This window comes from Nonomuraea rubra, from assembly GCF_014207985.1.
GTDB lineage: Bacteria > Actinomycetota > Actinomycetes > Streptosporangiales > Streptosporangiaceae > Nonomuraea > Nonomuraea rubra.
In genome coordinates this window covers 9,329,738-9,348,804 of the sequence record NZ_JACHMI010000001.1, presented here as the reverse complement: position 1 = coordinate 9,348,804, position 19,067 = coordinate 9,329,738, and the positions used below count along the sequence as shown (strand labels likewise).

The window sequence follows — 19,067 nt, the reverse complement described above, 5'->3', positions numbered from 1 at the left end:
ATGTGCAGGCACGCCGCCTGGCTGGGCGCCGAGCGCCCGCTCGCCTCGCTCATCGACGAGCCCGAGCACGGGCTCCTCAAGCAGTCGTACGCGCCCCGCCGCCAGCGGGCCGGGCTGATCAACGCCGACGGGTACGGCATGGGCTGGTACGCCCCCGGACGCCCCGAGCCGGTGCGCTACCGCCGTTCCGTGCCCATCTGGACCGACGCCAACCTGCCAGGGCTGTCCGCGGTGGCCCGCTCGACGTGCCTGCTGGCCGCCGTGCGCTCGGCCACCGTCGGCATGCCGGTGGAGGAGAGCGCCACCGCGCCGTTCACCGACCGGACCTGGCTGCTCAGCCACAACGGCCGCGTCGCCCGCGACGCGGTCGAGGACCTCTGCGACGCCGCCGAGAGCACGTGCGACGCCGCCTGGGTCGCCGGGGCCGTGTTCCAGCGCGGGCGCGCCGGCGCCGGCCTGGGCGAGGCGCTGGCCGACGTCGTCGTACGGGCCGGGGAGAAGGACCCCGCCGCCCGCCTGAACCTGCTCGCGACCGACGGCACGGCCATCGCCGCGACCGTCTGGGGCGACACCCTGTTCCACCACCGGCTCCACGACGGCGTGCTGGTGGCCAGCGAACCGCTCGACGACCTGCCGGGCTGGCAGGCCGTACCCGAGCGGAGCCTGCTGACCGTCACCCGCGACGACGTGACCGTCCAGCCGTTGTGAACCCGTCTCCAGGAGGCCTCGTGCCCGTCACCCAGTCCACCGTGCGCGTCATCAGCCATCTTGACCGCGACTACCTGCGCCAGGCCCTCGAACACGACGTCACCGCCGGCCTGACGGCCAGCCCCAAGTGGCTGCCGCCCAAGTGGTTCTACGACGCCGCCGGCAGCGAGTTGTTCTCCCGTATCACCCGGTTGCCCGAGTACTACCCGACCCGGCGCGAGCTGGCCATCCTGCGCGCGCGGGCCGCCGACCTCGCGGCCGTCTCCGGCGCGGACACGCTGGTCGAGCTGGGCTCGGGCACCAGCGAGAAGACCGTGCTGCTGCTGGACGCGCTGTCGGCGGCGGGCAGGCTGCGCGGCTACACGCCGGTGGACGTGGACGCCGTCACCCTGGAGGCCGCCGCGCACCGGCTGGCCGGGCGCTACCCGGGGCTGGCCGTACGGGCCGTGTGCGCCGACTTCGAACGCCACCTGGCGCTGCTGCCCCGCAACGGGCGGCGGATGGTGGCCTTCCTCGGCGGCACCATCGGCAACCTCGAACCCGCCGCCCGCGCGGTGTTCCTCAAGGAGCTGCGGGCCACGCTGCGGGCCGGGGACACGTTCCTGCTCGGGGCCGACCTCGTGAAGGACAGGGGGCGGCTGGTGGCCGCCTACGACGACGCGGCGGGGGTGACGGCCGAGTTCAACAGGAACGTGCTGCGCGTGATCAACAGGGAGCTGGACGCCGACTTCGAGCCGGAGGCGTTCGAGCACGTGGCCCTGTACGACGAGCGGCACGACTGGATCGAGATGCGGCTGCGGGCCACGCGCGAGATGCGGGTGCGGGTCGGCGGGCTCGGGCTGGCGGTGTCGTTCGAGGCGGGGGAGGAGATGCGGACCGAGATCAGCGCCAAGTTCCGGGCGGAGGGGCTGCGGGCGGAGCTCGCGGCGGCGGGCTTCGGGGTCCGCCGCCACTACACCGACCCGTCGGAGGACTTCGCCCTGATCCTGGCCGAGGCGTGACCACCCGCACCCCGCCACCCGCACCCGGTCCCGCGCCCGGCACCCCTCCCGGCCCCGGCTCCGACCTCGGGGGCGGGCTCGGGGTGGAGGCGGTGCCCGGGAGGTGGCGGGCGGCGCGGGGTGTGGTGCCGCCCGGGCATCTCGACGCGGCCGGGTGCAACGTGCCCAGCGATCGGGTGCTCGACGCGATGACGGCGCACCTGCGGCTGGAACGCGAACGCGGCGGCTACGGCGCCGTCCCCGACCTCACCGCCGCCCGCGCGGCCCTGGCCGCCCTCGTCGGCCCCGGACCGGACGACGCCGCCCCGGTGGGGGCGGGAGGTGCGGCTGGGGCGGGGCAGGTGGCGTTTCTGGAGAGCGGGACGGCGGCGATGGCGGCGCTGCTGGGCGGCTGGCGGCTCGGGCCGGGCAGCCGCGTCGGCTGCGCCCGCACCGAGTACGGCAGCACGCTGATGCTGCTGCGCCGCCTGGCGATCCGGCACGGCTGGCGGCTCGTGGAGCTGCCGGTGGACGGTGACGCCCGCATCGACCCCGACGGCGTACGGGCCAGGCTGGCGTCGGGGCTGGATCTGGTGGTCGTCTCGCACCTCGGCTCCCACCACGGCGTCGTGCAACCGGCGGCGGAGATCGGAGCCCTGTGCCGGGCGGCGGGGGTGCCGTTCGTGCTGGACGTCTGCCAGTCGCTGGGGCACGTGGAGGTCCGGGGCACGGGCGCCACCGCCTACGTCGGCACCTCCCGCAAGTGGCTGGCCGGCCCGCGCGGCACCGGCTTCCTGATCGTGCCCGCCCCGTCCCCGTCCATGGACGCCCCGGCCCCCACTCTCAGCGGCCACGTCTGGACCGGCCTCCCTCCGGACCCCGGCGCCGCCTGGGACGAGCCGTGGCCGGAGACCGGCGCCCGGACACGGGGCGGGGCAGCGCCTGGGTGCGGCGAGGTGGCGCCGGTGGAGGGGGCGGCGCGTTACGAGAGTTCGGAGGGGCCCATCGCCGTCAGGGTGGGGCTCGGCGTCGCGGTCCAGGAGCACCACGCGCTGGGCCCGGCCGCCGTCCACGCCCACCTGGCCGACCTGGGCCGCACGGCGCGCGGCCTGCTCGACGGGGCGGGCGGCTGGCGGGTGGCCGAGCCGCTCGACGAGCCCTCGGCCCTCGTCACGCTCACCCCGCCGCCGGGCGACACGGCCGAGCGCGCCGCCGCCCGCGCAGCCGAGGCGTCCCTGCTGGTCGGCGTCGTGCCCACGGCCCGCGCCCCGCTGCACCTGCGCGAGCCCGTCCTGCGCGTCTCCCCGCCACCCGGCACCTCGCTGGACACCCTGCGAGCCCTCGCCCGCGTCCTCACCGCCTGACCGGGTCCGGCCGGATCACCGGTCGGGGGACAACCCAAGGGAGGCGATGAGGTCGCGGATCTCCTCCCGGTACAGCTTCTCCGGATGCCGCGTCTGCGTACGCAGATGCCCGTGCACCTCCAGCGCGACGAGCCCGTGCATGCGCCCCCACACCCGCAGCGCCACCGCGACGGCGGCGGGCGGCAGCCCCGGATGGGACGCGCGGACCTCGTCGGCGAGGCCGGGCCCGAAGTCGGACCAGTCGTGCCCGCCCGGGGGCTGCCGGCCCGCGGCGTGCGGCCACGCCGCGGCCACGAGCGAGACCAGCCCCGCGCAGGCGCGGCGCTCCGCGTCCGGGGCGGGCCCTCCGGGCGGCGGCCGGTAGCCGGGCACCGGCTCGCCGTAGACCAGCCGGAACCCCTCGGGGTTGGCGGTGGCCCAGCCGCGGAACGTCTCCGCCCACGCCAGCAGCCGCCCGGCGGTGTCCCCGGCGGGCAGCGCGCCGCACGCCTGGTCGATCTCGTCCATGAGCCCGGTGTAGACGTCGTCGATGAGCGCGGTGAGCAGGTCGTCGCGGGTGGCGTGGTAGCCGTACAGCGCTCCGGCCGTCATCCCCATCCGGCGGGCGATGGCCCGCAGCGTGACCGCGCCGGGACCGCCCTCGGCCAGCAGCGCCATGGCCGTCTCCTTGATCTCCCTGGCCGTCTCGGCCCGGAGCCGTTCCCGCCTGCTCCCCTCGATCACGTTGACACCCTACCGCGTTCAGTGTCTAAGCTGTGCTCACTTACTACACGCCGTTCAGCAACTGAACGCCGTACCAAGAGGAGTGGTTTCATTGCGCATCGGAGTGTTCGGCGCCACGGGGGTCATCGGGTCGCGGATCGTCGCGGAGGCGGTAGGCCGGGGGCACCACGTCACCGCGTTCACCAGGGACGGCTCCCGGTTCCCCGCCGAAGCGGGGGAGGTCGCGTGGCGCGTCGCCGACGTCCTGGACGTCCCCGGCGTGACCACCGCCATCGCGGGCCTGGACGTGATCGTGAACGCCCTCAACGCCGGCCGCGACATCGCCGAGACGATCGCCAACGCCCACGTGCTGCCCGCCGCCGCCCGGTCGCTGCTCCAGGCGCTGGAGTCGCACCCCGCCGCCCGGTTGATCGTCGTCGGAGGCGCCGGAAGCCTCGAGGTACGCCCCGGGCTCCAGGTCGTGGACACCGAGGGCTTCGCCGAGGGGCTGCCGGAGCACCTCGGCGTCCCGGAGGAGTACGTCAAGGTCGTGCTGGCCCACCGCGAGGCGCTGGGGCTCTACCGCCTGTCCAACCGCAACTGGACCTACCTCAGCCCCTCGGCGGGCCGCGTCGAGCCCGGCGGGCGTACCGGCAGGTTCCGGGTGGGCGGCGACCAGGTGCTGGTCCGCGAGGACGGCACCAGCGACATCTCCGCCGAGGACCTGGCCGTCGCCGTCCTCGACGAGGCCGAGCTGCCCCGCCACGTTCAGCGGCGGTTCACCGTCGGTTACTGATCCGGGAAGTTGGTGGTGCGGCGCGCGCGGGGATCATCGTCTGCGAGATGGAGGAGATCATGCTGAGATTACGCACGGTGGGCGCCGCGATCGCCGCCGTCGTGGCCGTGGCGGTCACCGCCTCGCCCGCCGCGGCCGCGCAGCCGCCCACCCACACCTGGCACAAGCAGACCCTGTGGAAGCAGTTCACCAGCACCGACCCGGCCACCGGGGCCAGGGTCACCACCTGCTACCGGCTCCCGGCCGTCGTCAAGACCGCAGGGAACGTGCTGCTCGCCTTCGCCGAGCGGCGCAACAGGAACAACTGCGCCGACCACGGCGCGTTCGACGTCGTCATGCGCCGCTCCACCGACAACGGCGTGACCTGGGAGGCGAGCAGGGTCGTGCTGGCGAGCACGGCGGGCGCGGCACTCCAGGGGAACGCGACCGTGGTGGCCGACTCGACCGGTCCGGTGTTCCTGTTCACGACCTCCGAGCCGACCGCCACCCAGACGACGCCCCGCGTCCCGAAGGTCCAGGTCAGCACCGACGACGGGCGGACGTGGTCGGCGCCCGACGACCTGTCCGGCGTGATCAAGGCGCCGGCGGGCGCGGGCGACTGGTTCGCCACGGGCCCCGGGCACGGGATCCAGCTCACGCGCGGCGACCACGCGGGCCGGCTCGTCGTGCCCGTCTACTTCGCCGTGGGGAGCCGGCAGAGCGTACGGCTGGTCTACAGCGACGACCACGGCGGCTCATGGAAGATCGGCGCGACCGCCACGTACGACAAGTCGGTGCTCAAGCTGGGCGAGCAGACGCTGGCCGAGCTGTCCGACGGCAGCATCCTCGTGATCGCCCGCAACGGCGCCGTCCCCGACGACCAGACCTCCGTGCACGGCCTGGCCCGCGGCGTCAGCAGGGACGGCGGGCTGACGTTCGACGGCGGCTTCCGCGCCGACGGCGCCATCACCGCCCCGCCCACCCACCCCGCCCTGCTCCGCCAGCGCTGGGACACCGCCGGCTACAGCCGCATCCTGCTGTCGGCGCCCGCCACCCCCAAGACCGACAACAACGCGGTGGGCATGAACGTGCGCTCCTCCTTCGACGAGGGCGCGACCTGGCGCGACTACAACGGCACCGTCAACAACGCCGGCGTGCGGATCGACGGGGACCACGCCGGGTACTCGGACCTGACGCTCATCGGCAACGGCGCGATCGGCGTGCTGTACGAGGCGGGCGCGGCCCGCTTCCGCGACGAGATCCGGTGGAACTGGTTCTGGGAGAGCGCCATCGGCCTGCGCTGAGCAGCCGAGACGAAGCGGCTCGTCCGGGCGCCCGCAGCGGCCCGGGCGGCTGGAGCGGCGCGGCTCAGCAGGGGATGAAGAGGCGCTCGACGGCCGCCGACACCCGGCGCGTGAACGGGGAGGCGGCGGCCGGGCCGTGGAAGGGCCGCGTCGCGCCGTCCGTGACGGCCTCGATCGTGGCGAGGTCCGCGCCGGGATGGCAGACCACGTCCGCGGCCGGCAGGCCGGCGAGCAGGAACTCGCCCTGATCGGCGCGGGCGTCGGATGGGTGGGCGGCGCGGCGGACCCAGCGCGGGTGGTCGTCGCGGTCCAGCCGGTAGACGCCGGGCCCCTGGCCGGCCGCCACCCGTACGGCGGACCGGCCGCGCAGCCGGAGGCGCATGCAGAACGGCCCGCCGCGCTGGGTCGCGCGCAGCAGGCTGACGTGGTTGAACTCCTGCGGGTCCGCCAGCCAGCTCACCCGCCCGCCCAGCATCACCACCAGGTGGGCCGCCACGAACGGGGGCACGCCGACGGCCTGCTGGTTGACCGCCGACACCTCGGTGCTCTCGTCGCAGCGCCACCTGATCGCCGACAGGTAGACCCGCTCGCCCGGCGTGAGCAGCCCGCGCAGGCCGAACAGCCCGGCGACGCCGTACCTGCGCCAGCCCCAGAGCGCGATGCGTTCCGCGCACTCGATGAGCAGCGCGGCGGCCGGCACCGGCCACGGGCGCGACCAGTCGTGGCCGGCGCCGCGCAGCGGGCCCGCGCCCAGCTCGGCGACGCCCGTCGTCTCGTGCGAGGGCCGGTCCACGTACACGCCGACCCCGCCCGCGCCGTCCGGGACGCTGAGCGCGGTGACGGCGCACGGCCAGCCGTCCACGTACGCCGCCACCCGGTACGGGCCCAGCAGCCGCGCCGCCCTGGCCATGTCCTCGTCGCCCGAGACGATCACGGTGCCGCGCCCGCCGGAGACGCCGCCCGCCTGCACCACGACCCGCTCCGAGCCGACCGCGCGCCGCAGCTCCGCCAGGCTCGGCAGCCGCTCGAACGGTACGCAGCGGATCCGCGCCACGGCCGGCACCCCGGCCGCCCGCAGCAGGTCGTCGAACAGGTGCCTGGCCTCGATCGTGGCCCGCACGCCCGCGTCGATCGCCGCGACCGTGCCGCCTGCGCCCGCCAGCTCCTGGAGCTCCGCGCCCGCGTGGCAGGTCGCGATGACGGGCGGGCGGTCCAGCTTGACCAGGTGCCGGGCGGCGTCGTGGCGTACGCGCCGCAGCCAGCCGCGCCGCTCGGGCACCGAACGGCTGCCGGTGTGCTCCTCCGCGGCGACGACCATGCCGGGCAGCGCCGGGTCCCACGCCGAGTAGCAGCCGATGCCCAGCGCGGGGCGCAGCGCCTCGATGGGCATCGGCCCGGTGTACCCGGCGCGCAGTGCGGTGCTGTACCGGTCGACGACGACCAGTGGCCTGCCCGCCAGCGCGGCCAGCAGCTCGGCGTTCGCCACCTCGGCCGCAGCGCCGTCCATCCCCGCCATTCCGCCTCCTCGCCGTCCGCCGGTCACGTCACCGTCCGCTCTCTTGACGGTGCGCTGCGTACGGCGCATCGTCGAGGGCACCGCGATGTGAAGCGATGTGAAGCTGAGATGCCGCCACGGCGCACCCGTCCCGTCGTGAACCGGGCCCTGGCCGCGCTGATCGAGCAGGCCGGCTGGACGCACGCGGCCACCGCGCAGCACGTCAACGCCGTCGCGGCGGAGAGCGGCGAGCGCATCCACTACGACCGTTCGGCGGTGGGGCACTGGCTGACCGGCACCGTGCCCAGGCCCGAGGCGGTGCACGCCGCCGTGGAGGCGTTCCGCCGCCGGCTCGACCGGCCGGACCTCTCCCCGCGGCACCTCGGCTGGCCGGACCCCGCCGTCGCCCCGCCCGCCGACGACCCCTGGCGCGGCGACCCCGTCGCCCGGCTGGCCACGCTGGGCGAGGACGACCTGCTCAACCGCCGTACCGTGCTGACCGCCGGCACGTTCACGCTGGCCGCGCTGTCCGGCCTGGCCGTCAGGCGCGGCATCCCGAGCGTGCCCGGCCACGCCTCCCGCGCGGGCGCCGGCGACGTGGCCCGCCTGCGCGCCGCCACCGCGGCCTTCGCCGACCTCGACGACCAGTACGGCGGCGGCCACGCCCGCGCCGCCGTCGCCGCCTACCTGTCGCGCGAGGTGACACCCCTGCTGCACCGGGCGAGCGGCCGCACCCGCCCCGACCTGTTCACCGCGGCGGCCGAGCTGAGCTACCTGGCCGCGTACATGGCCATGGACGCGGGCGCGAACGTCCTGGCCCAGCGCTACTACATCAGCACGGTGCGGCTCGCCGACGAGGCCGGCGACCTGCTGCTGCGCGCGACCGCCTTACGCAGCATGGCCGTGCAGGCGGCCGAGCTGGGCCACGACGGCGAGGCGCTGGCGCTGGCCGACGCCGCCGCCTCGGCCCTCGGCGGGCACGGCCCCCGGCGTACGCTGGCCTGGATCACCGGCATGCGCGCGGAGGCGCACGCGGCGGCCGGCACCCGCTGGGACGCGCTGAACCTGCTGCGCCGCACCGAGACCCAGCTCGAACGCGCCGACTCACCGCCGGAGACCGAGTGGCTGGGCAACTACCGGCGCGAGTCCCTGGAGCACCAGATCGGCCTGACCCTCACCCAGCTCGGCGACCATGCCACCGCCGCCCGCCACTTCACCGCGTCCATGGAGGCGCGGCGGCCGGTCGAGCTGCGCACGCGGGTGCTGATCGGGCTGCGGGCGGCGCACGCCTGCCTCCGGGCCGGCGACCCGGAGCAGGCGGCGGTCACCGTCCTGGGCCTCAGCGACGACATGCGGCTGATCGCGTCGGCCCGCGTGCACGCCGAGCTGCGCCGCCTGCGGGCGGGCTGGCAGCGGCACCGCGCCAGCCCCCTCGTCGCCGAGGCGGACACGGCCGTGTCCCGCCGCGACCATCCCTGACCCAGCGCGGCCGGCTCGGCGCAGAGGGCTCAGCGTGGGCGGCTTGGTGCGGGCGCGCTCGATGTGGCCGGTTCAGAGGAGGTCGGCGAAGCGGTCGGCCTGTCCGGGGTCGCGGCCGAAGCAGTAGAGCATGACCTCGTCCGCCCCGAGATCCCCGAGGCGGGCGACGGCGTCCCGGACGGCGGCGGGGGTGGTGAGCATCCCCGCGACCATGTAGTCCGCAACCCCGGACGAGGCGTAGTAGGCGCCCATCGCCGCCCGGGCCTCGTCGATCACGGGCTCGGGCCCGATGGCGGCGCCGACCTGGGCGACGATCCGTGGCGAGCCGTCGCGCCCGTGCGCCTTCCAGGCGGCGCGCACGGTGTCGAACAGCCCGCCGGCCCAGGAGGGCGGCGCGGCGGCCAGGAAGCCGTCGCCCCAGCGGGCCACCCGCTCCAGCGCGCGGGGCTTGAAGCCGCCGATCAGCACCTCGGGCCCGCCCGGCCGCGCGGGTGCGGGCCCGATGGGGCCGGCGCCCTCGCCGTACGGCTCGCCGGCCCACAGCCGCCGCATCGTGGCGAGCTGCTCGTCCATGCGGCGCCCGCGGGTACGCAGGTCGGTGCCGGCGGCCACGTGGTCGTCAGCCCGGCCGCCGATGCCGACGCCCAGGACGAACCGGCCGCCGCTGAGCCGGTCGAGGGTCGCGGCCTGCTTGGCGAGCAGCGCGGTCTCGCGCAGCGGCGGCAGGAGGACTTCGGTCTGGAGCCGGATCCTGGTGGTGGCGCCGGCGAGGACGGCGAGCGTGACCAGCGGCTCGGGGTTGTCGTAGACGAGACGGTCGAGCAGGCCCAGAGTGGTGAAGGGGCCCGCTTCGGCCCTGCTGGCCCAGTCGAGCAGCGACTCGGGGTCGGTGACGGGCAGGCCGAGGCCGACGTGCATGAAATTCCTCCGAACGAAGAGACGGCAAAGAACCGTGCCGCCCCTTCGGCACCCCGTGGCGCGGGGTGTGCGCTTCCGCTCTGCGGCGTACTTCTGGAAAGCGCTGATTCGAGTGCTGATCACTCTACAGCAGCCGCGCGGGGCCCCGCACGGACGCGGGGCCCCAGGAAACGGTCAAGGCCGCAGGATCGTCCGGGAGGCGACCAGCTCGCCGCCCTGGAACCCCTCCACCCGGATGACGTGCGCCGTCCCCGCACCCGGCGCCGGCACGGTCGTGACCTGCTGCTTCACGTCCACCGACGCCGCGGGCCTGCCGTCGAGGTAGAGGTCCGCCCGGTCCACGAGCGCGGTCGTGAGCGTCACCTGCGCGGCGGAGACCTGCACGTCGAGCCGCCGCACCGGCTGCCCGGAGAGGATCTCGCCGGCCTTGGCCAGCAGGTCCTCGTTGCCCTGAAGGACGTCCCTGCGGGTCATCCGGTGCCGGAAGTCGGGCACCACCCCGAGGTCCTCGACGGGCGTGCCGGCCAGGTCGTGCACGCGCAGCGTGCGCCGGATCGAGACCCGCATGCCGGCCCCGCCCGGCAGCGGCTTGTAGGGGGTCTCGGGGGCGGGGGAGGGGAGTTCGAGCAGGAGCTTGAGCAGCTCGTGCGTCCACACGTTGGCGCCGCCCGCGCCGGTGTTGTCGTCCGTGCCGAGGATCTTGCCGATCTTGTGGTCCTGGAAGCCGGCGGCGAAGATGTCGGTCGCCGAGTAGCAGAGCGCGTTGGTGATCAGCACGACGGGGCCGAAGTACTGCTGGCCGATCGCGTTCGCCCCGCCGGCCGGGGTGATGGAGAACGCGCCGGAGTAGACGGCGCCCGTCTCCAGCGCCTGCTCCATGGACGGGCACCAGGGGCCGAGGTCGATCTGCTCGGTCGGGTTCTCCTGGTGCTGGCGGCAGATCCGCAGGTTCAGGTTCGTCGTGATGAACTGCGTCGGCTCCGGCACGATCGGGCGCGGCGTGAGCGTCTGCAGCAGGAACTCGCTGGCGAAGATGTGCCCGCCGCCGTTGTCGCGCACGTCCAGGATCAGGCCGTTCTGCGGCAGCAGCCCGATGAGCCGGACGAACTCGCGGACGAACGCGTCGGGATCGTTGACGCTGAAGCTGAACACGCGGATGTGGCCGAACGTGCCGGACGGCGTGACGACGCTCCTGGCGCGGAAGAAGCCGGGCATGGAGGTGGGGACGTCCGCGCCTGCCTCGGCGGGTTCGGCGGCGAGCTCGGCGCCGCCCAGGCTCTCGTGCGGGGTGACGGCCTCGGGCACGTACAGCAGCTTGAGCGCCCGGGAGATCTCGTCCGCGCCGAGGTCGAGGCCCTGGGCGGTGGCGGCGACGGACAGCTCGTCGGCGTTCACGAACGGCGGCAGGTTCTCGCCGACGCGCCAGGTCTCGCTCAGCTCGCGGCGGATCCCGTCCTGGCCGACGTAGGTGAGCACCACCCAGGACTCGTCCGGCGGCACGTGCACGCGCAGCGGCCTGATCGTCATCGACTGCAGGCCGCGCGCGTGCCTGGCCGCCGGGTTGCTGCCCGCGAACCGGCCCGCGTTGATCTCCACCGCCCGGTCGATCGGGATGCCGTTCCAGTGCGTCACCTCGACGCCGGGGCCGAAGCCGGGGGCGGAGAAGCCCTGCAGCGTCCGGGTGATCACGTAGTGGCGGCGCTCGCCGTCGTAGTGCTCCTCGATGAGGTACGGGAGGAAGGCGATCCTGCCGGAGAACGGCTGCGGCAGCAGATAGTTGGTGTGCAGGTCGCGTACCGCGTGGAAGATCTCGGACAGTTCCGCGTGGAAGCGCCATTCCGGGCCCATGGTCTGCGGGGTCTGCCTGCTCAGGCGCACGGCGAGCAGCCGCAGCCGCTGCACCGGGTTCACCGCGTGCATCGCGGCCTTCAGCGGCAGATGCACGTAGTTCTGCTCGATGAGCACCAGCGCCTGCTGAACCAGGAGTCTCCTGTCGTCGAGTGTGAGTTTGTCCGCCGTGCGAAGGAAGTCGTCCAGTTCCTGCTTCGCGACGCCGCTCGTGGGCTCGGTCATCTTCGTCCACCCGTTCCGGTCGTCCGCGCGGAAACCCTTCCGCGCTCGAATACCGGCACGCTTTCACCGGGAGTGATAGGGCCGCCACCGGAGGTGTCCTAGGGATTTCCCTAGTGTGGACGGATCACCCACCGGTAGTGCTATCTAAAGATCAGTAAGCGTCGTTCTGCGGTGGTCTGGGGTGGGGATGGAAGTCGGCTTCAACGAGTTGTACGCGGCCTGCCGGCCGATCGTCCACGGGGACCTGATGCGGGGGCGGCAGGCGCTGACGGCGCTGCTGCCGGAGGCGTGGCGGCGGGGGCCGCGCTGGGGGCTCGCGATGATCCACGCGATGCTCGCCGACCTCCACGGCCGGACCGGGGACGTACCGGGCGGGATCGAGCACTTCCGGGCCGCGGTCGACCTCGGCTGGAACGACTGCCTGTCCATCTGGTCCGATCCCGGCTTCGCCGCCCTGACCCGCAGCCCGCACTACGCCGGCATCTACGGTCGCGTGTGGATCTCACCCGCCGACCTGGAGGAGCTGCGGTGGCTGCGCGCCGAGGCCACCGCGATCTCCCAGGAGCTCGGCTGGATCGCGGCCGAGAACCTCGGCCGCGTCGATCACGGCACCACCGACGTCTTCCACGCCCCGCTGCCCGACCGCGCCCCCGACGGCGCGGGCGTGCTCGCCGCCCGCATGTCCCTGGCCATCATGCAGCGCATCGGCCTCGACCTCGTCGCCTCCTCGGACATCACCCGCATCAGCGGCCAGATCGCCGTGGACAGCATCGGGCCGTCGTCCTACACGCAGTGGGACATGTGGCGCTCCGCGGACCTCGCCGGGTCCCGCGCCGCCGCCCGCCGCGCCTCCGCCCAGGCCCGCGCCTTCCGCCCCACCCCGGGCCTGTCCAACGCGCCGGTCCCCGCCTCCACCCTCCATCGCGGCTGGTGAACCACCATGGAGGATTATTTTACGAGTAAAACACCTGGTAAGCTTTCTGGGTGAGTGCCCTTCCCTTCCACCAGCTCAGGCCCCGTGTCCGCATGCCCGTCCGGGCCGCGCTACGCCTCGCGCCCCTCGGCGACCTGTGGCACAAACCCGCCCTCAGCGGGGTGGCCGCACTCGCCGTGGTCCTGCTCGCACTGCTCCTGGCGGGGCGGCTGGACCTGACCCTGTACGCCTCCGCCGGGGCCATGTGCGCCCTGTACGGGCACGGCCTGCCGTACGCGGCCCGGGCCAGGGCGCTGGGATGGGTCGTGCTGGGGATGCTGGCGGGCACCGCGGCCGCCCTCGTCACGGCGGCGCTCACCGACTCGGTCGCCGTCCGGGTGGCGGTCGCCGCCGTGCTGGCGGGGGTGCACAAGGCGGCCTGCGACGCGACCAGGATCGGCCCGCCGGGGAACGTCGTGCTCACCTTCATCGCGGCCAGCGCCGCCTTCGTTCCAGGGCAGCGCCTCGCCGACGTTCCCGTGCACGTGGGGCTGGGGGTGCTGGGCGGGCTCGTGGCCTGGGTGGTGGGCATGGCGCCCGGGCTCCTCCGCCCGCACGGTCCCGAGCGCATCGCGGTCGCCCGCGCTCTGGAGGCGACGGCCCGGCTCCTGCGCGCCCGGGACGAGGGCACCCGTGGTGGGCGGGGTGGTGACGTCCAGCAGGCGCGCCATGCTGCGGCGACGGCGGTCAACGCCGCGTGGCAGACGCTGCTCCGTGCGGGCGATCGGCGCGAGGGGCTGCGGCTGCTGCTGGTGCGGGCCGAGTCGGCCGCCGCCCGCGTCGGTGACGGCGGGTCTGGTGACGGCGGGCTCGGTGACGGTGGGTTCGGTGACGGCGGGCCCGCCGATCTGGGGCCCGCCGATCTGGGGTCCGGCGATCGGGGGTCTGGCGGTGGGGTGGATGCCGGCATGCTGCTGGCCTGGGCGCACGAGCTGCGCAAAGGCCGCCCGGTCCCCGAGCCGCCGGTCTGCGACGCCCGGACGCAGGACGCCGAGCAGGCGGAGCTGACGGGCATCGCCGCCGAGCACGTCGAACGGAAGGGATCCGCGAGCTCGCCGTTCGCGCTCGTGGCGCGCTGGTGGCGGGTCGTGGTGATGGTGGCCGGAGGGGCGGTGCTGGCGGGGTGGGTGTCGATGGCGCTCGGCGTGGGCAGGCCGTACTGGGCCGTGGTGACGGCGGCGGCCGTGTTCGCCGCGAACACCACCATGTCCTGGAGCCGAGCCCTCCAGCGCGTGGTGGGCAACCTGCTGGGCGTCGCCCTGTTCACCTTGATCGTCCCCGTGACGAGGTGGGGCGCGGTGGCGCTGGTCGTGGCCGTGCTGGTCATGCAGTTCGTCACGGAGGCGGCGATCACCCGCAACTACTGGCTGGGCAGCGTGTTCGTCGCCCCCATGGCCATGCTGATGACCGAGTTCGCGAGGGCGGAGCCGGTGCCGGCGCTGGTGGCCGATCGCTGGCTGGACACCTGCCTCGGGGCGGCCGCCGGGTTGCTGGCCTGCGTGGTGCTGCCCGACCGGCGGGCCGCCGCCCGCGTACGGGACGGGCTGGAACGACTGGAGCACCTGATCGGGGAGCCGCGGGGGCGGGCGGAGCGCGACCGGCTGCGTGCGGCGCTGGTGGAGCTGCGTGAGGCGGCCGACCTCGCGGCGGGCGAGTGGTGGAGCGCGGCGCTGCCGCAGGAACGCATCGCGGCGGCCGAGCGGGCCGGTCACCACCGGCTGGCCGAGCTGTCCGCGTAACCTCGGCCGGCGCGTACGATCGGAGACCACCGAACACCCTGGCACAGGAAGGATCGCTCACGTGGAGGACGCCGTGGCGGTCGCGCTGCGCCAGTGGCGGAAGGTCCTCCCCGACGCCGACCTCGACACGATCGCCGTCATCGGCCGGCTCAACCGCTGCACCGCCCTCCTCCACCAGGCCGCCGACGCCCCGCTCGGCCGCGCCGGGGTGAACAGGGCGGAGTACGACGTCCTGTGCGCGCTGCTCAGGGTCGGCGGCGAGCTGACGCCGGGCAGGCTGGCCCGCGAGACGTTCGCCTCGGGGGCGGCCGTGACCAAGCGGGTGCGGCGGCTGGAGGAGCTCGGCCTGGTCGCCCGGCGCGTGGACGACCGCGACCGCCGCGTGGCCCACCTGTCGCTCACCGAGCAGGGCAGGAAGTTCATCATGCGGTTGGTGCCCGAGCAGCTCGAGTACGAGACCGCGCTGCTGGAGGGCCTGCCCGCCGAGAAGGAGCGGGAGCTCGCCGGCCTGCTGGCGGAGCTGCTGCTGATGCTGGAGGGCCGGCTGGGCGGGACGCTCGGCTAGCAGGCCCGGCGCCGAGCTCGGGATTCGCGGCGAGCGGGCCAGGATTCGCGAACAGCGGGCACGGCGAGGTCAGAAGGCGTAGTTGCGCAGGACGGCGAGGGCTTCGGCGCCGTGCGGGCCGGTGGCCTTGAGCGCCGAGTCGGCGGCGGCCAGGCGGCGCGCGCCCACGCGGCAGAAGTCGCCCGCCGGCCCGGTGATCGCAGACGGCGCGTCGTGGTCGCCGAAGTGCCACAGCTCGCCGTCCGGCGCGGTGAGCTCGCAGTGGACGGGCCCGCCCGCCAGCCCCTCCACGTCGAACGCGTACGGCAGCGTGCGATGCCCCAGCCAGGCGATGTGCCGCAGCCGCGCCGTGTCCGGGTAGGGGATGCCGAGCGGGGCGGTGATGTCGAGGGCGTGGGCCCAGTGCTCGGCCAGGCGGGTGGTGGCCAGGGTGGCGGGCGACAGGCTGGCGGCGACCCAGGTCAGGCGGTGGCCCCTGGGGTGGGCGCGCAGTTCGGCGGGCATGAACGCGGTGGCCGCGCGCCAGCGGGCCAGCAGGTCGGCGGGGGCGATGTCGCGCTCGGCGGCCACGGCGCTGTCCGCCATGGCGTCCACCTCGCCGCGGGTGCGCGGGCCCGCCAGCTCGCCCCTGATCGAGGCGGCGGCGAGTTCCTCGGACTGGGCGAGGTGGAGGACCACGTCGGAGACGGTCCAGCCGGCGGCGGCGGACGGGTGCGACCACTGCGCGGGCGTGAGAGCGGCGAGGACGGTGTCGAGTTGCTCGTACTCGGCCTGGAGGTCATCGAAGATGTCCGTCATATCCCACCACACTACAGAACAAAGTTCGGGTTGGCGTGGCCTCAGACGAGAAGCGGGAGCTCGGCGAACGCGTGCGACGCCCAGATGCGGCGGGAGGCCTCCTCCGGGTAGGGCACGAGGGTGGGCTCGACGTCGAACAGCCTGGTCAGGCGCCCCTCCGGCGTGTACGGCTCCCACCCGGGCCCCTCGCCCGCCGCGAAGCCGGTCCACGCCCGCCGGAAGGCGGCCGACACGGCGGCGGCCTCGGGCGGGGCGCTCTCACCGAGGAAGAAGGTGCCCATCCCGCTGCCCGGGTTCCCGAACACCAGCGGCACGTCCAGCCCGTGACACGCCCCGCCCAGCGCGGGGCTCTCCCAGGTCAGCTCGTACGCGTGCACCCGCCCGCCCCCGGCGGCCTGCGCGTCGGCCAGCCGCAGGGACGGCATGCGGAACAACCAGTCGGACTGCACCAGCTCGTCCAGCAGCTCCGGCCCCGCCGCGGGGAAGGCGTCGCGGTAGGCCCGCTCCCGCCCCGGCGCGAACACCCCCAGCAGATCCTGCCCCGCCACCCGCCCCGTCCGCGTGAACAGCCGGTACTCGTCCCGCGTGTGCCCCACGACCAGCTCGATCCCGCGGCCAGCCCCGTCCGCCAGCGCGCTCCAGGGGTCGCGGGGCAGCACGTCACCGTCCACCACCGGCGAGAACGGGGTGACGGTGTGCGCGACCGCGCCCCAGCGGTCCTCGTACCGGCGCATCCGGCCCGTCACCGCCTCGGCCGCCGCGACGAGCCGGCCGGGCTCGACGGCGGCCAGCGCGCCGGCGTCGGGCGGCAGATCCAGCTCCGCGGCCAGGACGGCGGCGATGTCCGAGGCCAGCGCCGCGGAGAAGTACGTGCCGGGGACGCTCTGCGCGATCGCCCGCCCGAACAGCCCGGCGGCGCGCGGCATGGCCATGAGCGCGGCGATGCACCCGGCCCCCGCCGACTCCCCGAACACCGTCACCCGCCCGGGATCGCCCCCGAACGCGGCCACGTTGTCCCGCACCCACTCCAGCGCCGCCACCTGGTCGAGCAGCCCGCGGTTCGCCGGCGCCCCCGCCACGTGGGCGAACCCCTCCATGCCGACCCGGTAGTTGAGGGTGGCGACGACCGCGTTCCCCTCCCTGGCCAGCACCGTGCCGTCGTACACGGACTCGCCGGACTCGCCGCCCCGGTAGGCGCCCCCGTAGATCCACACCATCACCGGCAGCCGCGCCGCCGGGCCGGGCGACGGCGACCAGACGTTGACCGTCAGCCAGCTCTCGCCGCCGCGCCCCGCCACGGCCGGGGTGAGCGCGGACTGCTGGGGCGGCGGCGGGCCGAACGCCACGCAGTCACGTACCCCGTCCCACGGCTCGGCGGGCCCGGGGGCGCCGAAGCGCCGCTGCATGGCGTACGGGATGCCGCGGAAGACGGACACGCCGCCCTCGGTGCGGCCCCGTACGGCACCCGTCGCGATCCGGACCTCGGGCTCTGTGGTCGTCCCCATGCTCGGCCGCCTTTCTCGGAATACCACTCCAAGATTACGGGGGCCGTTCATCGACCAGATCTGACCGCTCGCCGTAAAGATCGTCCGCATGCCAAATACTGCATACCGTATGTGTGGTAGCCGTGATGCGTGTCACTCAGTACCAGGTTCGCGAGTCCCACCGGTTTCCTCAGTCGTTCCCGTACAGTGGCGGCGCCCACCTGGAGCCGTTGGCTCGTGCCGCCCGCGGCGCTCTCCGTGCACCTGGCCATCGGCCAGGCGTACGCGTGGAGCGTGTTCAAACCCCCGCTCGAATCCGCGCTCGGCCTGTCCGGCACCCAGAGCGCGCTGCCCTTCCAGCTCGGCATCGTCATGCTGGGCCTGTCGGCCGCCTTCGGCGGCACGCTCGTCGAGCGCAACGGGCCCCGCTGGGCCATGTTCGTCTCGATGACCTGCTTCTCCTCCGGCTTCCTGCTGTCGGCGCTGGGCGTGTTCACCCGGCAGTACTGGCTGGTCGTGCTCGGCTACGGCTTCGTGGGCGGCATCGGCCTCGGCATCGGGTACATCTCGCCCGTCTCCACGCTGATCAAGTGGTTCCCCGACCGGCCGGGCATGGCGACCGGCATCGCGATCATGGGGTTCGGCGGGGGAGCGCTCATCGCCTCGCCGTGGTCGGCGCAGATGCTCGGCTCCTTCGGCCCGACGACGTCCGGGATCGCCGCGACGTTCCTCGTGCACGGCGTCGTCTACGCGGTGTTCATGACGATGGGCGTGCTGCTCGTCCGGGTGCCGCCGGACGGCTGGGCCCCGAAGGGCTGGAGCCCGCCCACGGCCCAGGCCCGCCCGCTGATCACCACGGCCGACGTCTCGGCGCGCAACGCCATCCGTACCCCGCAGTTCTACCTGCTGTGGATCGTGCTGTGCTGCAACGTCACCGCCGGCATCGGAATCCTGGAGAAGGCCGCGCCGATGATCACGGACTTCTTCTCCGGCACCACGGCCGCCGTCGCGGTGGGAGCGGCGGCGGGGTTCGTCGCGCTGCTGTCGCTGGCCAACATGGCGGGCCGGTTCGTCTGGTCCTCCACCTCCGACCTGATCGGGCGCAAGAACATGTACCGCGTCTACCTGGGCGTCGGCGCGCTGCTGTACCTCGCCATCGCGCTGGCGGGCGACGCGTCCAAGCCGCTGTTCATCGTGTGCGCGCTGGGCATCCTGTCCTTCTACGGCGGCGGCTTCGCGACCGTGCCCGCCTACCTCAAGGACCTCTTCGGCACCTACCAGGTCGGCGCCATCCACGGCCGCCTGCTCACGGCCTGGTCCACGGCGGGCGTGCTCGGCCCGCTGATCGTCAACGCCATCGCCGACGCGCAGAAGGCCGACGGGCGCTCGGGCCCCGACCTCTACACGACGTCGCTGTTCATCATGATCGGACTGCTCGCGGTGGGCTTCCTCGCCAACGAGCTGATCCGGCCCGTACACGAGAGACACCACGAACGGCCCGTGCGGGCGGTGGAGGAGGGACAGGCCGTATGAGTGCCAAGGAGCGGCGCACCGGGCTGATGACGCTGGCGTGGGTCTGGGTCGGGCTGCCTTTCGCATACGGGGTGTACGAGCTGTTCCTCAAGCTCACCCAGCTCTTCTCCGGCTGAACCGAAGGGAAAACTAAGCGGCGGCAGAGGTCTGCCCTCAGTGCCGGCTAAGCGGGGCGTG

The 19,067-nt window shown here is 74.4% G+C and carries 17 protein-coding genes; 11 read left to right on the top strand and 6 right to left on the bottom strand.

Annotation, left to right across the window (positions count from 1 at the left end):
- From egtC to egtE, 3 genes are read left to right on the top strand one after another with little or no spacing between them, the layout of a single operon-like run.
- Complete coding sequence (egtC, locus tag HD593_RS42655; RefSeq protein ID WP_185108236.1) at nt 1-708, top strand: ergothioneine biosynthesis protein EgtC; 708 nt, start codon at nt 1-3, stop codon at nt 706-708.
- Nucleotides 709-728: 20 nt separating this feature from the next.
- Nucleotides 729-1,709 carry an L-histidine N(alpha)-methyltransferase gene (egtD, locus tag HD593_RS42650; RefSeq protein WP_185108234.1) on the top strand — a complete coding sequence of 327 codons (981 nt, stop codon included), beginning with the start codon at nt 729-731 and terminating at the stop codon, nt 1,707-1,709.
- On the top strand, nt 1,706-3,052 hold the full coding sequence (gene egtE, locus HD593_RS42645) for an ergothioneine biosynthesis PLP-dependent enzyme EgtE (protein WP_185108232.1): 1,347 nt from the start codon (nt 1,706-1,708) through the stop codon (nt 3,050-3,052). Before egtD ends, egtE begins: the two co-directional genes overlap by 4 nt.
- 15 nt (nt 3,053-3,067) lie before the next feature.
- Here egtE and HD593_RS42640 read toward each other — a convergent pair whose 3' ends face one another.
- Nucleotides 3,068-3,775: a TetR/AcrR family transcriptional regulator gene (locus HD593_RS42640; protein ID WP_312904119.1), complete on the bottom strand. Its 708-nt coding sequence runs from the start codon at nt 3,773-3,775 to the stop codon at nt 3,068-3,070.
- 91 nt (nt 3,776-3,866) lie between these two features.
- Here HD593_RS42640 and HD593_RS42635 point away from each other — a divergent pair, with 91 nt between their 5' ends.
- Together HD593_RS42635 and HD593_RS42630 are read left to right on the top strand one after the other, a co-directional pair.
- Nucleotides 3,867-4,550, top strand: a complete 684-nt coding sequence (locus HD593_RS42635) for an NAD(P)-dependent oxidoreductase (RefSeq protein ID WP_185108230.1) — start codon at nt 3,867-3,869, stop codon at nt 4,548-4,550.
- Nucleotides 4,551-4,609: 59 nt separating this feature from the next.
- Nucleotides 4,610-5,833, top strand: coding sequence for a sialidase family protein (locus HD593_RS42630; protein ID WP_185108228.1), 1,224 nt, complete (start codon nt 4,610-4,612; stop codon nt 5,831-5,833).
- 64 nt (nt 5,834-5,897) lie between these two features.
- On the opposite strand, the gene HD593_RS42625 is transcribed toward HD593_RS42630, so the two are convergent.
- On the bottom strand, nt 5,898-7,349 hold the full coding sequence (locus HD593_RS42625; protein ID WP_185108227.1) for a hypothetical protein: 1,452 nt from the start codon (nt 7,347-7,349) through the stop codon (nt 5,898-5,900).
- 108 nt (nt 7,350-7,457) lie between these two features.
- On the opposite strand from HD593_RS42625, the gene HD593_RS42620 reads away from it, so the two are divergent.
- Nucleotides 7,458-8,807 carry an NsdA family TPR-like regulatory protein gene (locus tag HD593_RS42620; RefSeq protein WP_221525270.1) on the top strand — a complete coding sequence of 450 codons (1,350 nt, stop codon included), beginning with the start codon at nt 7,458-7,460 and terminating at the stop codon, nt 8,805-8,807.
- Nucleotides 8,808-8,879: 72 nt separating this feature from the next.
- On the opposite strand, the gene HD593_RS42615 is transcribed toward HD593_RS42620, so the two are convergent.
- Both HD593_RS42615 and HD593_RS42610 read right to left on the bottom strand, forming a co-directional pair.
- Nucleotides 8,880-9,725, bottom strand: a complete 846-nt coding sequence (locus tag HD593_RS42615) for an LLM class flavin-dependent oxidoreductase (protein WP_185108226.1) — start codon at nt 9,723-9,725, stop codon at nt 8,880-8,882.
- A gap of 174 nt (nt 9,726-9,899) precedes the next feature.
- Nucleotides 9,900-11,798 (bottom strand): S41 family peptidase, encoded by a 1,899-nt coding sequence (locus tag HD593_RS42610; RefSeq protein ID WP_185108224.1) that lies wholly within the window; start codon nt 11,796-11,798, stop codon nt 9,900-9,902.
- Between the two features lie 181 nt (nt 11,799-11,979).
- On the opposite strand from HD593_RS42610, the gene HD593_RS42605 reads away from it, so the two are divergent.
- The 3 genes from HD593_RS42605 (at nt 11,980) to HD593_RS42595 (ending at nt 15,075) form a co-directional block, all read left to right on the top strand.
- Nucleotides 11,980-12,732 carry a hypothetical protein gene (locus HD593_RS42605; protein ID WP_185108222.1) on the top strand — a complete coding sequence of 251 codons (753 nt, stop codon included), beginning with the start codon at nt 11,980-11,982 and terminating at the stop codon, nt 12,730-12,732.
- A 50-nt stretch (nt 12,733-12,782) separates the two neighbouring features.
- Nucleotides 12,783-14,510, top strand: coding sequence for an FUSC family protein (locus tag HD593_RS64755; RefSeq protein WP_221525269.1), 1,728 nt, complete (start codon nt 12,783-12,785; stop codon nt 14,508-14,510).
- 61 nt (nt 14,511-14,571) lie between these two features.
- Complete coding sequence (locus tag HD593_RS42595) at nt 14,572-15,075, top strand: MarR family winged helix-turn-helix transcriptional regulator (RefSeq protein WP_185108220.1); 504 nt, start codon at nt 14,572-14,574, stop codon at nt 15,073-15,075.
- A gap of 69 nt (nt 15,076-15,144) precedes the next feature.
- Here the strand turns inward: HD593_RS42595 and HD593_RS42590 are convergent, their stop codons facing one another.
- Nucleotides 15,145-15,873, bottom strand: a complete 729-nt coding sequence (locus tag HD593_RS42590) for a maleylpyruvate isomerase family mycothiol-dependent enzyme (protein WP_185108218.1) — start codon at nt 15,871-15,873, stop codon at nt 15,145-15,147.
- A 41-nt stretch (nt 15,874-15,914) separates the two neighbouring features.
- Nucleotides 15,915-17,378 carry a carboxylesterase/lipase family protein gene (locus HD593_RS42585; protein WP_185108216.1) on the bottom strand — a complete coding sequence of 488 codons (1,464 nt, stop codon included), beginning with the start codon at nt 17,376-17,378 and terminating at the stop codon, nt 15,915-15,917.
- Between the two features lie 216 nt (nt 17,379-17,594).
- Between HD593_RS42585 and HD593_RS42580 the strand changes: the two genes are divergently transcribed.
- Nucleotides 17,595-18,890, top strand: a complete 1,296-nt coding sequence (locus HD593_RS42580; RefSeq protein WP_312904117.1) for an L-lactate MFS transporter — start codon at nt 17,595-17,597, stop codon at nt 18,888-18,890.
- The gene (locus HD593_RS65405) at nt 18,887-19,006 is read left to right on the top strand and encodes an MFS transporter small subunit (protein WP_417629357.1); all 120 of its coding nucleotides are present in this window, start codon (nt 18,887-18,889) and stop codon (nt 19,004-19,006) included. The genes HD593_RS42580 and HD593_RS65405 overlap by 4 nt, the downstream gene beginning before the upstream one ends.
- Nucleotides 19,007-19,067: the final 61 nt, after the last annotated feature.

Coding starts and splice junctions, on each gene's coding strand:
- egtC (WP_185108236.1), top strand. CDS start 1: ATGTGCAGGCACGCCGCCTGGCTGGGCGCCGAGCGCCCGCTCGCCTCG.
- HD593_RS42610 (WP_185108224.1), bottom strand. CDS start 11,798: ATGACCGAGCCCACGAGCGGCGTCGCGAAGCAGGAACTGGACGACTTC.
- HD593_RS42625 (WP_185108227.1), bottom strand. CDS start 7,349: ATGGCGGGGATGGACGGCGCTGCGGCCGAGGTGGCGAACGCCGAGCTG.
- HD593_RS65405 (WP_417629357.1), top strand. CDS start 18,887: ATGAGTGCCAAGGAGCGGCGCACCGGGCTGATGACGCTGGCGTGGGTC.
- HD593_RS42620 (WP_221525270.1), top strand. CDS start 7,458: ATGCCGCCACGGCGCACCCGTCCCGTCGTGAACCGGGCCCTGGCCGCG.
- HD593_RS42590 (WP_185108218.1), bottom strand. CDS start 15,873: ATGACGGACATCTTCGATGACCTCCAGGCCGAGTACGAGCAACTCGAC.
- HD593_RS42615 (WP_185108226.1), bottom strand. CDS start 9,725: ATGCACGTCGGCCTCGGCCTGCCCGTCACCGACCCCGAGTCGCTGCTC.
- HD593_RS42585 (WP_185108216.1), bottom strand. CDS start 17,378: ATGGGGACGACCACAGAGCCCGAGGTCCGGATCGCGACGGGTGCCGTA.
- HD593_RS42630 (WP_185108228.1), top strand. CDS start 4,610: ATGCTGAGATTACGCACGGTGGGCGCCGCGATCGCCGCCGTCGTGGCC.